Consider the following 13,232-nt stretch of genomic DNA (forward strand, 5'->3'; position numbering starts at 1 on the left):
AACTCCCTTGCCATGTCGGCGTCATCGCGGAGCTGCGACCAGGACGGTAGCGATAGACGCAACATTGATGCGTTTGATACAACAGCCGTCATGGTCGCTGAGGCACCCGGTTCGGCGCGTCTCCTCCTCGCTCCGAACGTCGTACACCTGGCCCCGGAACCAGCGGTGTTCACGGCGATGAAGGAGGGCTGGGCCCGGCAGCAACACGCCCGATTCCTGAAGGCTTCGACGATCGAACCGCGGCTGCGTCTGATCAACCGGTTCGAGGTGTTCACCGGGCTGTACCCGTGGCAATGGACTCCAGCGGACGGCGAAGCGTTCATCGCGCACCTGCGTAGCGGCGCCAATCCGATCCGTATGTCGACGGCGCGGGCGTACGAGGTGACGATCACCTTGTTCGTGGAGTACCTGCTGGACCGCCGGTACGGATGGGTGGACACCTGCCGGGAGCGGTTCGGGCAGGCGCCTCAGGTCGTCTTTCACGAGGCCAACTCGGTGGTGCACACGCTGGAGTACGAGGGCGACCCGCGGCGTCGGCCGCTCACCTACGACGAGGTCCAGGCCCTGTTCGACGCGGCCGATGCGCGGCCGGCCCAGATCCGCGAACACGGGCGGAAGGGGACGCTGACCGCGCTGCGTGACGCCGCGGTGCTGAAGACGATCTACGCCTACGGAACCCGGCGCACCGAGTCCTCCATGGTCGACCTGGTGGACTTACGACGGCATCGGAAAAGCCCGCAGTTCGGGCAGTTCGGCTCGCTGGCGGTGCGGTACGGGAAGTCGTCCAAGGGGGCACCGCCGAAGCGGCGGACCGTGCTGCTGGTGCCGGAGATGGACTGGGTGGTCGACGTCCTGGGCGAGTGGGTGCATGAGGTGCGTCCCCGGCTGGCGCCGGGCCGGCATCCGGCATTGTGGGTGACCGAGCGGGCCGGGCGGATGTCGCCGCGCTCGATCAACGAGGCCTTCACCACAGCTCGGGACGCGGCCGGCCTGGATGGAGCCCTCGATCTGCACTGTCTGCGCCATAGCTACATCACGCACCTGACGGAGTTCGGCTACCCCGCGCGGTTCGTGCAGGAGCAGGTCGGCCACTCCCACGGCTCGACGACAGCCATCTACATGGGTGTCTCCGACGAGTACCGCAACTACCTGCTGGAGGCTTCGCTGAAGCGCCGGCTCGGCGACGACTGGGACCTGACGTGATCAAGAAAATGGGCTACGAGTGGCGGCTGCGGCAGATCATGGCCGAGCAGGAGATGTTCCACACCTCGGACCTCGTGCCGCTGCTCGCGGAGCGCGGGGTGAGCCTGTCGCGTGAGCAGGTCTACCGGCTGGTGACGCAGCCCCCGCAACGGATGAGCATGGACACCCTGGTCGCGCTGTGCGACATCTTCGGCTGTACCCCGAACGACCTCATCAAGCCGACGGTCGTCAACGCGCAGGTGAAGAAGACTGCGGGCGGCGAGGAGGCACCGCTGCCGCTGACGGAGCGCCGGACCACGATCCGGCGCCCGGGTGCGCCGTGAGGAAGTACCTGACCCCGGACCAGGTACGGCTGCGCGAGGACCTGGCCGGGGCCCGTGACCGGATCGTCGTCCTGCTGAACCTGGCCGTCGGAGAGTCCCTCGGCATGGAGCAGGCTCAGGAGTTCGTCGAGGAAGCGCGGGCGTGGAGCGGTGCGAATGCCTTCCGCCTGCTGCGCTACCTCGCGTCCAGACCCGACGCGCTGAGTGCGCCGACGCCGGACTGCCCGCCCTGCGGGGTACGGCTGATCGCACTGCTGATCGCCGGCGGCCACGGCGAGAACGTGGGCCTGGTGCCCTGCGCCGACTGCGGACGGACGAACCCGTTACCGACGTACGCCGGTCCCGAAGGGCGGCTGTGCCACGGCTGCTCCAGCCGGCGCCTGGCGGTCCCGTGTGCGCGGTGCGGCAAAGTCGCGAAGGCAGTCGCGCGGCGTCCCGACGGACGGATCTGCCAAGTGTGCAAGGAGAAGGAGCCGGGCTCGCGCAAGGAGTGCGTCAGCTGCCGTCGGATGATGATTCCCACCCGGCACCTACCCGACGGCACCTACCTGTGCCAGACCTGCGCCCCCAAAAAGCTCCAGACGTGCTGCCGCTGTGGCCGTCGGCGGCGGGCGAACGCGCTGACCGCCGACGGGCCCGTCTGCGGGACCTGCTACGCGAGCCCTGCGCGCTGGTGCGGCATCTGCAAGCAGGTGGCGCCCATCAGGGTGCGGGCAAAAGGCGCGGCTCCCGACATCTGCTACCGCTGCTACGTGCGGCCGGAGAAGCTCTGCACCGTATGCGGGCGGATCCGTCGCGGCCACCACATCGACCACGGCAATGGACCGTTCCACTGCGATGGGTGCGTCCCACGCGAGGCCCGCAAGCGGCGGCTGCACATGTGCGCACTGTGCGGCCAGGAGCGGAAGGTGGGCGTGTTCTGGCCGGTAGGGCCTGTCTGCCCCTCGTGCTACCGGACTGCTCTAACGCAGCCGGAATCGTGCACGATGTGCGGCCGGCAGCGCATTCTCGTGGGCCGCACCCCGGACGGCGGCCGGATCTGTAAGGCGTGCTCCTTCCCCGACGAGCGGCCCGATTACTGCTCGTCCTGCCAGCAACCGGCTGACCTCCTGCCGGGACGCCGCTGTCCACGCTGCACCCTGCTCGCCAAGGTGACCAGCCTGCTCTCACGCGACGGAACCACCCTCGACGCCTCCCTGCGGCCGCTCGCCGATGTACTCAGCGACGCTCCCAACCCCTACCCCGTCCTGGCCTGGCTGCGCCGAAGCCCCGCCGCGCGCCTCCTGGGCCAGTTGGTAACGGCGCCCGACGAACTCGACCACGTGGCCCTGGACGCGCTGCCCCAAGGACACGCCACCACCTACGTCCGCAGCCTGCTCACCACCGCAGGCCTACTTCCGCCACGCGATGAGAACCTCGCCCTGCTCATCAACTGGACGGCCCGCACGCTTGCCAAGCTGCCAGGACATCAGGCGACCCTGATCCGCCCGTTCGCCGAGTGGCACATCATCCGCGACGCCCGCCAGCGCTCAGCGCGCGGCCGCTACACCTACACCGCCCACAAGGGCGACTGCGCCAACATCCGCGCCGCCATCGACTTCCTCACCTGGCTGGACACCCAGCAACACACCCTCCAGAGCCTCACACAGGAAGACCTGGACATCTGGGCAATTTCCAGGCCCACCCTGCGGGCCCGCTCCATCCCTTTCATCCGCTGGGCCGGCGCCCGCCACCTCACCCGGGCTGGCCTGACCATCGAACACCCGCCCTCCCAGCTCCCCGGCCAGTTCCAGATCGAAGAAGACCACTACGAGGAACTACGCCGGTGCCTGAACGACCCCACGCTTCCGTCGGACGTTCGCATCGCCGCAGCCCTCATCCGCCTCTACGCCCTCCCCCTGACCCGCATCGTCGAACTCACCACCGACCACCTCCACCACGACGCGGATCACACCTACCTGACGATCATCCGCCACCCCGTCGTCCTGCCACCGAAGCTCGCCCGCCTCATCGACGACCACCTCGAAAACGGATCCCGGCACGGCAACGAAACCACCACGTACCTGCTGCCGGGCCGAGCCCCCGGGCGCCCCCGCAACCCTGCGGGACTGTCCGACAAACTCAAGCGATACGGCCTGCCCGCCCGCGCAGCCCGGAACACGGCCATGATGCAAGCGCTCGCCGACCTGCCACCCGTCGTGCTCTCCGACTTGATCGGCATCCAGCCGAGAACCGCGGAACGCTTCGCAGCCATGGCCGGCGAGAACTGGTCCGACTACCTGGTCGCGACTCGCCCGCACCCGCACCCGCACCAAACGAGTTGATGGGGTGTGTGCATGAGGCAACGATAGGACGCCCGGCGGGATCGGTGATGATCTGCACGTTCATGCCGTGCTTCTCATGTTTCCCAGAGTAGAAGGGCCGGTCGGCCGCGATTCGGTCGATCGGCAGCGGCGTGCCGGATTACGAATGCCTTGGTGGAGGCGGTGCAGGCCGCGGTCCACAGGTCCGAAGCCCGCGCGGCGAGGACCGCACCCGCAGCAACCGCTTCAAGCGCTGAACACCTCGCGAAGAACCCGCTGCAAGCGGTCGCGAGCCGGCAGGTCGGCAACGACAACGACGCAAAGCGGATCAGCGCGCCGGCTCAGACGTGCCTCGCGCCTGGTCGCGGCTGGCGACCACCAGGTATCCATCGCTCTCGGGGTCGAAGGTGGTGGACTGCACCGTGAGCCCGACACTCCGCAACTGCGCCACGAGGTCCTCGTACCGGTAGGGCCAGATGGACAACCGCTCCGAGCAGGCTCGCACTGCCCCATCCGGCTCGATCTGGGCGACCACGATCTCGAGGAAGTGTTCCTGCTCCCAACGCTGCTCGATCTGCCAGTAGTAGCTGACGACCGCATCGCGGTCGTTGCGGCGGATGAGTCGATCACGGACGTCCACCCGTGAGCCGGCGGAGCGCACGAGCTCCCAGTTGCGTGAGTGGAGCACAAGGCGTCCGCCCGGCTTCAGCAGCCGCGACATCGCTTCCAGTGCGGTCAGACGCCCGGCTGCGCCCTCGGCGTGCCCGAGCGAGTTGCCGACGCAGAACACCAGATCGAACGTGGAGTCCTCCAGGTGGTCGGGCAGCTCGTCCCAGCTCGCGCGGAGGGCTCGAAGCGAGACACCCTGCTCGTCGGCGGCCTTCTCGGTCCGGCGAACCATCCCATCGCTGGCGTCTGCGGCAACCACGTCAAGGCCAAGACTCGCAAGACCGACGGCGAGCTGGCCGGTTCCACACGCGCAGTCGAGGACGCGCGCGTTGGGCGGCAGAGAGCCCACGACATCGCTGTAGTAAACCGCGGCTGCATTGGCGGGGGTCAACCTGTCGTCCCCGATCAGCCACTCGTACACGTCGGAAAGCGCCCCATAACCAGCCACCGCAATAACCTCCATCACTCGACGACACGCGGGCTAGACCGCGCCTGCGATTCGGACGTTGCCCCTCGCACTGTGCCGGGCCGTGTCAGCGAAACATTGAGCAGGACCCAACCACTTCCGGCCGCTGAGACTCCACCGGATTTCGTGGGAAACCGCGACACGCCGGACCGTCGCAGGTCTCCACTCCACCGGCGCCCCATCGGCCGCGATGGGGACCGCGGTCGGCAAGCGCGCGTTCACTACGGAGCGCTTTAGGCACAGCGGCCACGTCCATCTCGCCGACTTCGCCGGATACCGGTTCTCCTACGACGCACCAGAGGGCGGATGACCGGTGCCCTGGACAACGGCCTCGGAAGGCTCGTCAGTAGCTCCCGCATGGGCGATACAGCGGGCGGTGCGCACCGTCTGCCGCGGTCCGCTGCACGAATAGTGCATGCATCGAATACTGCCTCTTCGCCAGTAGGTGCGCGAGACCACCGAGGCGATCGTCGGCGCGGTCACCGGCACACTCGCCGCTCCCGGCACCTTGCTGCTCGGCAGGTTTGACGACTGCCGCCGCCTTCAGTACGTCGGCCGCACCACCACTCTCGCCCAGACAGCGAGCAGCACGGTCGCCGGGCTACTCGCCCCAGCTCGGCGCGGTCATCCATGGACGGGCTGGTCGTTCTCCGCCGGATGGGGGAGTCGGGAGACGCTGGACGTCACGCTGGTGGAACCGGAGCTGGTGGTCGAAGTCGGCGTCGATGTCGCCCGCGATGCCTCCGGCCGGTGGCGCCACCCCGCACGCCTGCACCGTGCCCGCCCCGACCTCTCCCCCACCGACGTCCCCCGCCTGGCGTCGCCGACGCGCAACTGGCTGAGCGCGCGCCATGCTCCCCGAACGCGGCCGCGCCGTCCGTCCCGCCCGTCCCTTCCTCCTTCACACCAGCCAAGGGGCATGGGCAGAGCAGCCGCAACGGGGATGTCAGCAGGCCGACGGCGGCCCCGACCACAGTGGTCCGGTCCGGTCTGGAGCGGCACCCGGCTTTGGCTATGCCCTCCCCCGCCCACCCCGAACTGCCGCATGCTCGGCCGCCGACCCACAGGTACGGCGTGTGAGTGCAGGCCGTCTGGCTCGTGCTGCCCGGCGCGCGGGTGCGACAGTTGGCTGGGGCTACCTGTCACGTCGCTCCAGCCAACACACCAGTAAGGAATGCTTGTTCTGTAGGCCAGCTACGTCGCCGATGCTCGGAGCGTCCGAAGCTTCGTCCTCACCTGTCCTGAGCCGAGTCCATGGCTGTTCTGCGAGAACTCACCGCCGATGCACAGGGGCTCGTAGCTGTGCCCGATCACCTTGACCACGGACTCCCTGATTGCATGCGCGGAGATCATCGGCGTACGGGCGATCTGCTCCATGTCGGCGATGAACGCCTCCAGCTTGCTGCGATACGTGTCCTCGTCCTCGATCGGCTCTTTCAGGTCGCTGAGCGCTGAGAAGTAGAGATCCCAGTCCGCGTGAGGTGTGCGCAGATCAACTACGCCTTCTTCGACTTCGACCAGCCAGTCGGCTTCGACGGCCAGGTACCGGCAGAGGTTGGCTGCCTCTTCGTCCAGGCCGATGCATCGAGCCAGCTCTTCCTCCTCGAACCGGACTCGGTGACTTTCCTTGTGCCAGTCGGAGAGGCTCAGGTCGAGCCGCGAGGCCAGCTCGTACAAGAGGATCTTGACCATCTGGGGCAAGTCCGCATCAAGTACAGCAAGGACAAACTCCTCGCGGTTGTCCGCGTTCCGCGCTTGCGGGGGTCCTGAGTCGCCCGGTTTTGCGTCGGCAGCTTCTGCGGCCATGCTCTTCAGTTCCGCTTGGTAGCTGTTGTGCCCGTTTTCCTTCATGCGGCGTCGCACATCCTCTTTACGTGCGTGATTCCTGGTCATGTCGCTCTGTCTCGCACCAGTCCCGTGAACCGATGCGTTGAACGATCGGATCACTGATACGTGGGCGAGGATGCGAGGCACCTTCGGGCTGGGACTGCTCGCCGTTCACGGGCCGACAGAGCGCAGCCGGGACCGTCGCCGCAGGGCGGTCCGCCCCGTGCAACGACCTACGCCGCGAAAAGTTACCGAGCCCATTCGTGATGCGGAAGCTGTTCGATGGCGCTGCGCCAGCTGGACGTCCTGGTCGGCCCACAGCAGCGAGCCGTCCTAATCCGGTGATAGCGACAGCCTCGAGGGACGTGCGTCCCAACGGGCTGTTCGAGCAGTGAACGATGATCGCGGTGGCGGTCACGTGGGCGCTCAGCGCCACCTCTTCAACCGCATGATCGGCCAGCTCTACCACTGCCTCCAGAACCGCAAGCTGTTCGACGAACGCACCGCCTTCCCCATCGAACTCGCCGCCGCAGCTTGACGAGTTCAACCCCTGAGGTGTCTGGAGACCGTGGCCGCCGCCATGGCGTAGCCCGGTCGCCGGGGCGCCGGGCAGGCCCCCCTCGCACGGAATAGCTTGCCCGGCCCGGATGTTCAGCGGCCGGCGGGCTCGGGGTAGCGCCGGCGGCGCCGGTCCGGGTCGTCGACGCCGATCTCGTACCAGGGCTCGCCCCGCTGGAGCCGGGGCAGGGTCGGTGACGGGCCTCGGGCCGTCAGCGCGCCAGTCTGAGGCGTGCCGTCTCTGCGGCATGGGAGGCGGCTTCGATCAGCCCGAGTTCGCCGGCGAGCGTCGAGACGAACGCATCGACGGCCTCGATGGCGCGGCCCTCCATGGTGTCGGGTTCTGCGAAGTAGGACGCGAACTCTCCGGCGCCGATGGTCGCCATGGCGGGTCGACGGGCCCGGTAGTCGGCCCACATCAGCCGGTAGACGGCGCGCACCCGGTCGAGCTCGGCCTCGTCGACCTCCTCCCGCTTAAGGAGGCTGATCGTCCGCTTCGGCTGCTTGTCCAGCGAGCGGCGGGTGCGAGCCGAACCGAACAGATGCTGCCCGGTCGAGACCGCTTCCAGCAGACGGTAGAACGTCGCCCTGGACGGCATCCGGACCGCCCCGGCACCGTGCTCGGCGACCAGGAGCCGTTCGACACGGCGCCGCAGCACCTGCGCGGAGACGGTCGGCTCGTCGGTCCGGCTGCCCGCGACCTTGGCGATCGCTTCGACCACCCGGGGATCGGCCCGGCTCGTGCCGGTGGCGGGCTTGCGCAGCCTGCCGTCCACCAGACCCGCCACCCCTTCGTTCTCGAAGCGGGACCCCATCCGGCGCAGCGTGCTCAGCCACACCTCCTCACCGCAGTCCCGTTGGGTCTATGTGGGTGCGCAGCGGCCGAGTGCCATGTGCCATCGCGACCAGGCGCGCGACGGTATCAGCGACCTCGGTCACATCGGCGGCCGGCGGGATGAGCGCGGCCAGGCGCTTGCCCAGATCGTCCATCAGGGGTCGGTGACGCTGGTCGTAGACTTCCGCGCGGTCGGCGTCGGCGGGGGTGCCTGCGTTGGTGAAGTGGTTGGTGCCGGTGGTGAACGCACCGGGCACCACGATCGCGGTGTCGATGCCGAACGGGAGCACCTCGGCGGCGTAGCTGACGGCCAGCGCGTCCATCGCGGCCTTGGCTGCGAAGTACGGGGCCAGGAACCGGGGGGGCAGCCGCCGCGGGTGCTGGAGCTGCCGATCCACACCAGCAGCCCCGAGCCCTGCTCACACAACTTCGGCAGGGCGGCGCGGTTGACGCGCTGGGTACCCAGGACGTTCACGTCGTACAGGTCCGCGAGTTGCTCGGTGGTGAACGCCTCGGCGGCGCCCAGGACCATGTGTCCGGCGTTGTGCACGACCACGTCCAGTCGGCCGCGCTCGGCGAGGATCCGGTCGACTGCGGCGTCGGCGGAGTCCTGGGAGGTGACGTCCAGCTCGACGGCCTGTACGTCGACCTGGTGGTCGGTGCCGTAGCGCGTCAGGTCGGCCACCGCGGTCGCGTTGCGGGTCGCCGTCAGGCGGATGCCCGCGTACACGGTGTGACCGGCGAGGGCCAGAGCACGCACGGACAGCGCCCCGATGCCGCTGGAGGCCCCGGTGACCAGGATGACCTTCCCGGTGTCGTCGTTCCTCATGACAGGGTCTTTCGTTGATCGATGGGGTGGCTGCGGGCGGTTCAGATGATTCCGCCGTTGGCGCGGACGACCTGTCCGTTGATCCAGTGGCCGGCCGGGGAGGCCAGGAACGCGACGACCTCGGCGATGTCGGACGGGGTACCGAGTCGCTCCAGTGGGGGCTGGGCGGCCAGGCGGGCGATGGTCTCCTCGTCCTTGCCGTCCAGGAACAGGTCGGTGGCCGTGGGCCCGGGCGCGACGGCGTTGGCCGTGACGTCCCGGCCCCGCAGCTCCCGGGCCAGGATCAGCGTCAGCGCCTCGACCGCACCCTTGCTGGCGGAGTACGCGCCATAGCCCGGGAAGGCCAGCCCCACCACAGACGTGGAGAACGTCACGACCGCACCGCCCGGCCGCACCCGACGGGCGGCCTGCTGGACGACGACGAAGGTGCCGCGGATGTTGGTGCGGTGCAGGTCGTCCAGGACCGCCAGATCCAGCTCGGCGATCGGCGCCATGTGTGCCTGCCCGGCCGCGTGCACGACGACGTCGACACCTCCGAACTCTGCTTCGGCCGCGTCGAACAGGGCTGCGACGGCGTGTTCGTCGGCGACGTCGGCGCGCACCGCGATCGCCCGGACACCGCTGTCGACGGCCTCCTTCACGGCGGCTTCGGCCTCGTCCTGGTTGCCGGCACAGCCGACCACGACGGCGTACCCGTCGGCGGCCAGCCGGCGGACGGTCTGGCGGCCGATGCCGCGCGAGCCGCCGGTGACGATCGCGACACGGGGTGAGGCGGAGGGCTGGGCCGGGGCGGCGAGCCCGTCGAGGGAAGTGGGGATGGGCATGACTGACTCCTGTGGTGAATGCGGGTCGGGCCGCGGTCTCGCCGTCGCCCTGCTGCGTCCCCAACGATCGGCCGGTCCCCCACCCCCAGCCAGGGCTGCGTTTACCCTGAGGTTGCCGCCCCCTGGCTACGGCCTGGCGCGCGAGCGACCATGAAGGGGTGAACCTTCCTGAACTCGGCGCCTTCCTCAGGACACGCCGCGACCGCATCCGCCCCCCGAGGTCGGTCTCCCCCAGGGCCCGCGCCGGCGCGTCCCCGGGCTGCGCCGCGAGGAGGTCGCTCAGTTGGCAGGGCTGTCGGCCGACTACTACACCGAGTTGGAACGCGGCAGCGCAAAGAACGGCGTGCAGCCCTCGACCCAGACCCTGGCCGCCCTCGCCCGAGCCCTGCGCCTGAACGGCGACGAGCGCAACCACCTGTTTCACCTGGCCGAGCGGCCGATCCCCCGACAGCACACGGACCGTCGGCACACGTGCAGCCCGCGCTTCTCGGGCTCCTGGACCGGCTGTCCAACACCCCGCGCGTCATCACCGACCTGCACGAAACGCTGGTGGAAAACGACCTGGCCCGAAGCCTGCTCGGCAAGTCCCCGGCACACCGCGGCACGGCGGCAAGCTTCGTGTACCGCTGGTTCACCGACCCGCAGGCCCGCGAAAGGTACCCGGCCGAGGACCACCCGCACCACTCCCGGGTATTCGTGGCCGACCTCCAGGCAGCGGCCGCCCGGCGCGGCCGGGACACGGAGGTCACGAAGATGGTCGCCGTGCTACGTCGCCGCAGCCGGGAGTTCGCAGCCCTTTGGGATACCCGCGACGTCGCGGTGCGCCGCATGGACCACAAGAAGATCGTCCACCCCACGCTCGGCGTCATCGAACTCGCCCGCTACATCAAGGACGGCACCGTCACCGACACCGACATCGGAGAGTAGGAGAGGGCGACGATGAGCCTGTTCGGGGACGGCCTGGACGCCGCGGCGCAGAAGGCGTTCACCCGCCCGGCGCCCAAGAGCGCGCCTGCGCAGATGCGGTACCTGGTCAAGCAGCTCAAGGGCACCAAGCCGGTCGCCCAGATGCTGCGGATCTCCCAGCGCACCGTCGAACGGTACGTGAAGGACCAGATTAAGGAGCCCCGCCCCGACCTCGCCGCACGCCTGGAGCGCGAGGTGAAGAAGCGGTGGCAGCCGCAGATCCGCGCCAAGGCCCGTCAGAGGGCAGCGACCACCGGCGGCATCGTCATCGATACCCGCGCCCGGATCGGCTACACCGCGCCGATCGGCTCAACCGACGATGCCCGCCTGCGGCACCTGACTGTGGCGCTGCCACCGCAGTACGCCGCCCGCCTCTTCGAAGCTCAAGAGGCTGGCGCCAGCGACCAGCAGCTGCGCAAGATTGCAGCTGAAGGGCTCAAGGACATGTACTTCCAGGACAACGGCCGCCGCGCCGGCCAGCTGGAGGAGGTCTGCTTCACGGACATCGAGCACCTCGAGTTCGACCTGTAGCAGCCGCGCCCCGAACAGCCTGCGAGCCCGGTGTGACTGCTTCAGTTGGCCAGTTAGCGTTGCTCAGCGGCGCGAAGATCGGCTTGCCGAAACGGGTCTCGTCGCAGACCTCGCTCACCAGGTCCGGGTCGTAGACGAAGACGTTCTCCTGGCCGGCGAGGTCCACGCTGAAAATGCCCTCGGGGAACTGCTTGGACAGCTCACCGAAGTACGCGACCGGGGTCGTGTCGGGAATCGGAGGTGCGGGGTCGAGGTTCGGGATCCCGCGTGAAGAGCGTACGGAGCGAAGGCCGTTCTCGGACTGAATGGTCATGACGTGCTCCTTTGCATGGAGGGGGACGGGTAAGGGCGCCGGTCGATGCCGCGGCGCACCGAAGAAACATACGACGTATGGGAATACGTAACATACGATGTATGGAACATCGAGTGCAACCGGAGACCGGTGAGGACTCGTTTTCATACATCGTATGGAACTGATATACCATACGTCGTATGGAGAAACCGAGACGCCCCCCGCGGGGCACCAGGAAGAGAGATGTGCCTCTGACCGAGGCCGGGATCTACACGGCCGCCCTGCGACTCATCGACGCGGACGGGGTCGAGGCGCTCACCATGCGCAAACTCGCGACCGCGCTGGACGCGAACCCGATGTCGCTGTACCACCACGTGCCGAACAAGGACGCCCTGCTGCGCGGTGTGGCGAGGATGGTCGGCGCCCAGTTCCGCACCGTGACGCTCCAGGACTCCCCCTGGCAGGAGCGCATCCGCCTGCTCGCGACGGATTTCCGTACGATGGCGCACCGCCACCCCAAGCTGATGGCCTACTCGTTCAGTCACCAGCCGGACTTCATCCAGCCCGACGATCCCTTCTGGACCGGGCTCACCGCGATCATGGGCGCTGCGGGGGTGCCGGCGGCGCAGGTCCCGGAGATCGCCGCTCTCATCGTCGCCGTCGTCATCGGTGTCCTCTCCGCCGAACTCAACGGCTCGCTCCAGCAGTGGTCGAATCTCAAGCCCCCCGGCGCGGCCACCGGCGACGAGGGGCCCGCCCCTGCAGGCCCTGATCAGGACCGCATGTTCCGCCTGGTGCTGGACACGCTCATCACGGGCCTGGAGAGCCGGCTCACCACCGGTGGGGACGGCCGAGGGCGCCGGCCGTTGAGTTCATGGCCCTGAGAGGTGGCGGCCCGGGCAGGCTCTTGTCCGGGCGCGCCGATACCACCGCGCACGGGGAGGCACCCATCACCTCCCGGAAGGCCGTCTCGATGCGCCCACCGCCGGTGCGCGGTGTGCTGCGGCTGGGCCGGGCCACCGACCTGTGGCCGAAGACGGCGCTCAGTGTGCTGCTCACGATGGCCGTGCCGAGTCTCGTACTGCCGGCCCTCGGACGAGTCGACCTGATGGTGTACACCGTCGGCGGATCGACCTGCGCGCTCTACGGGCACACCCTGCCCTACGCTGCCCGCGGTCGCGCCCTGGCCTGTGTGGTGCTCGGCATGGTCGTGAGCAGCGGGGTGGGTCTGGCGACCGCGGCCGCCACCGGCAGCACCGCGGTCCGGGTTGCTGTGGCGGCCCTCCTCGCCGCTGCTCACAAGCTGGTGTGCGACGCCACCCGGATCGGCCCCCCGGGCAACGTCGTCTTCACGTTCGTCGCCGCCGGCTGCGCCTTCTCTCCGCAACGTTTCGCCGATATTCCCGGCCACCTCGGGCTCACCCTTGCCGCCGGTTCGCTCGCCTGGGTCGTGTGCATGGCCCCCGGCCTCGTACGGCCCCTGGAACCGCAGCGTCTGGCGGTGGCCAGGGCTGTTTGTAAGCACCTCATTGGGCTCCACTGCACGGCTCAGAAGTGGCGCCACGCCGTACGAAGTTGATCTGGCCCCACCTGGTGGCCGGTGAGC

The 13,232-nt window shown here is 68.8% G+C and carries 12 protein-coding genes and 3 pseudogenes; 7 read left to right on the forward strand and 8 right to left on the reverse strand.

Going from position 1 to position 13,232, the window contains the following annotated elements:
• Nucleotides 1-90 precede the first annotated feature (90 nt).
• From ACFYZJ_RS32595 to ACFYZJ_RS32605, 3 genes are read left to right on the forward strand one after another with little or no spacing between them, the layout of a single operon-like run.
• The gene (locus ACFYZJ_RS32595) at nt 91-1,203 is read left to right on the forward strand and encodes a tyrosine-type recombinase/integrase (RefSeq protein WP_388573989.1); all 1,113 of its coding nucleotides are present in this window, start codon (nt 91-93) and stop codon (nt 1,201-1,203) included.
• Nucleotides 1,200-1,526, forward strand: a complete 327-nt coding sequence (locus ACFYZJ_RS32600; RefSeq protein ID WP_388573991.1) for a helix-turn-helix domain-containing protein — start codon at nt 1,200-1,202, stop codon at nt 1,524-1,526. Before ACFYZJ_RS32595 ends, ACFYZJ_RS32600 begins: the two co-directional genes overlap by 4 nt.
• Complete coding sequence (locus ACFYZJ_RS32605; protein ID WP_388573993.1) at nt 1,523-3,850, forward strand: XRE family transcriptional regulator; 2,328 nt, start codon at nt 1,523-1,525, stop codon at nt 3,848-3,850. Before ACFYZJ_RS32600 ends, ACFYZJ_RS32605 begins: the two co-directional genes overlap by 4 nt.
• Before the next feature lies 1 nt (nt 3,851).
• Here ACFYZJ_RS32605 and ACFYZJ_RS32610 read toward each other — a convergent pair.
• From ACFYZJ_RS32610 to ACFYZJ_RS32640, 7 genes and pseudogenes are all read right to left on the reverse strand, one after another.
• A pseudogene (locus tag ACFYZJ_RS32610) lies at nt 3,852-4,056 on the reverse strand (transposase family protein); the annotation flags it as partial.
• Between the two features lie 101 nt (nt 4,057-4,157).
• On the reverse strand, nt 4,158-4,961 hold the full coding sequence (locus ACFYZJ_RS32615; RefSeq protein ID WP_388573995.1) for a class I SAM-dependent methyltransferase: 804 nt from the start codon (nt 4,959-4,961) through the stop codon (nt 4,158-4,160).
• A 1,197-nt stretch (nt 4,962-6,158) separates the two neighbouring features.
• Complete coding sequence (locus ACFYZJ_RS32620) at nt 6,159-6,857, reverse strand: hypothetical protein (protein WP_388573997.1); 699 nt, start codon at nt 6,855-6,857, stop codon at nt 6,159-6,161.
• 704 nt (nt 6,858-7,561) lie between these two features.
• On the reverse strand, nt 7,562-8,164 hold the full coding sequence (locus ACFYZJ_RS32625; RefSeq protein ID WP_388573999.1) for a hypothetical protein: 603 nt from the start codon (nt 8,162-8,164) through the stop codon (nt 7,562-7,564).
• Between the two features lie 28 nt (nt 8,165-8,192).
• Nucleotides 8,193-8,582: a hypothetical protein gene (locus ACFYZJ_RS32630; protein ID WP_388574024.1), complete on the reverse strand. Its 390-nt coding sequence runs from the start codon at nt 8,580-8,582 to the stop codon at nt 8,193-8,195.
• 14 nt (nt 8,583-8,596) lie between these two features.
• Nucleotides 8,597-9,013: pseudogene (locus tag ACFYZJ_RS32635) on the reverse strand (SDR family NAD(P)-dependent oxidoreductase); the annotation flags it as partial.
• A gap of 41 nt (nt 9,014-9,054) precedes the next feature.
• The gene (locus ACFYZJ_RS32640) at nt 9,055-9,837 is read right to left on the reverse strand and encodes an SDR family oxidoreductase (RefSeq protein WP_388574001.1); all 783 of its coding nucleotides are present in this window, start codon (nt 9,835-9,837) and stop codon (nt 9,055-9,057) included.
• Nucleotides 9,838-9,995: 158 nt separating this feature from the next.
• On the opposite strand from ACFYZJ_RS32640, the pseudogene ACFYZJ_RS32645 reads away from it, so the two are divergent.
• Both ACFYZJ_RS32645 and tpg read left to right on the forward strand, forming a co-directional pair.
• A pseudogene (locus tag ACFYZJ_RS32645) lies at nt 9,996-10,722 on the forward strand (helix-turn-helix domain-containing protein); the annotation flags it as partial.
• Nucleotides 10,723-10,776: 54 nt separating this feature from the next.
• Nucleotides 10,777-11,334: a telomere-protecting terminal protein Tpg gene (tpg, locus tag ACFYZJ_RS32650; RefSeq protein WP_388574003.1), complete on the forward strand. Its 558-nt coding sequence runs from the start codon at nt 10,777-10,779 to the stop codon at nt 11,332-11,334.
• On the opposite strand, the gene ACFYZJ_RS32655 is transcribed toward tpg, so the two are convergent.
• On the reverse strand, nt 11,300-11,647 hold the full coding sequence (locus tag ACFYZJ_RS32655) for a hypothetical protein (RefSeq protein ID WP_388574005.1): 348 nt from the start codon (nt 11,645-11,647) through the stop codon (nt 11,300-11,302). The genes tpg and ACFYZJ_RS32655 overlap by 35 nt on opposite strands.
• Nucleotides 11,648-11,871: 224 nt before the next feature.
• Here ACFYZJ_RS32655 and ACFYZJ_RS32660 point away from each other — a divergent pair, with 224 nt between their 5' ends.
• Nucleotides 11,872-12,510, forward strand: a complete 639-nt coding sequence (locus ACFYZJ_RS32660; RefSeq protein WP_388574007.1) for a TetR/AcrR family transcriptional regulator — start codon at nt 11,872-11,874, stop codon at nt 12,508-12,510.
• Between the two features lie 89 nt (nt 12,511-12,599).
• On the forward strand, nt 12,600-13,205 hold the full coding sequence (locus tag ACFYZJ_RS32665; protein WP_388574009.1) for a hypothetical protein: 606 nt from the start codon (nt 12,600-12,602) through the stop codon (nt 13,203-13,205).
• The last annotated feature ends 27 nt before the right edge of the window (nt 13,206-13,232 follow it).

Origin of the sequence: Streptomyces sp. NPDC001848 (assembly GCF_042891915.1) — a bacterium.
Classification (GTDB): domain Bacteria; phylum Actinomycetota; class Actinomycetes; order Streptomycetales; family Streptomycetaceae; genus Streptomyces.

Excerpts from the sequence above, each read along its gene's own strand:
- ACFYZJ_RS32595 (WP_388573989.1), top strand. The coding sequence starts at position 91 with ATGGTCGCTGAGGCACCCGGTTCGGCGCGTCTCCTCCTCGCTCCGAAC.
- ACFYZJ_RS32615 (WP_388573995.1), bottom strand. The coding sequence starts at position 4,961 with ATGGAGGTTATTGCGGTGGCTGGTTATGGGGCGCTTTCCGACGTGTAC.
- ACFYZJ_RS32620 (WP_388573997.1), bottom strand. The coding sequence starts at position 6,857 with ATGACCAGGAATCACGCACGTAAAGAGGATGTGCGACGCCGCATGAAG.
- ACFYZJ_RS32625 (WP_388573999.1), bottom strand. The coding sequence starts at position 8,164 with ATGGGGTCCCGCTTCGAGAACGAAGGGGTGGCGGGTCTGGTGGACGGC.
- ACFYZJ_RS32640 (WP_388574001.1), bottom strand. The coding sequence starts at position 9,837 with ATGCCCATCCCCACTTCCCTCGACGGGCTCGCCGCCCCGGCCCAGCCC.
- tpg (WP_388574003.1), top strand. The coding sequence starts at position 10,777 with ATGAGCCTGTTCGGGGACGGCCTGGACGCCGCGGCGCAGAAGGCGTTC.
- ACFYZJ_RS32655 (WP_388574005.1), bottom strand. The coding sequence starts at position 11,647 with ATGACCATTCAGTCCGAGAACGGCCTTCGCTCCGTACGCTCTTCACGC.
- ACFYZJ_RS32665 (WP_388574009.1), top strand. The coding sequence starts at position 12,600 with ATGCGCCCACCGCCGGTGCGCGGTGTGCTGCGGCTGGGCCGGGCCACC.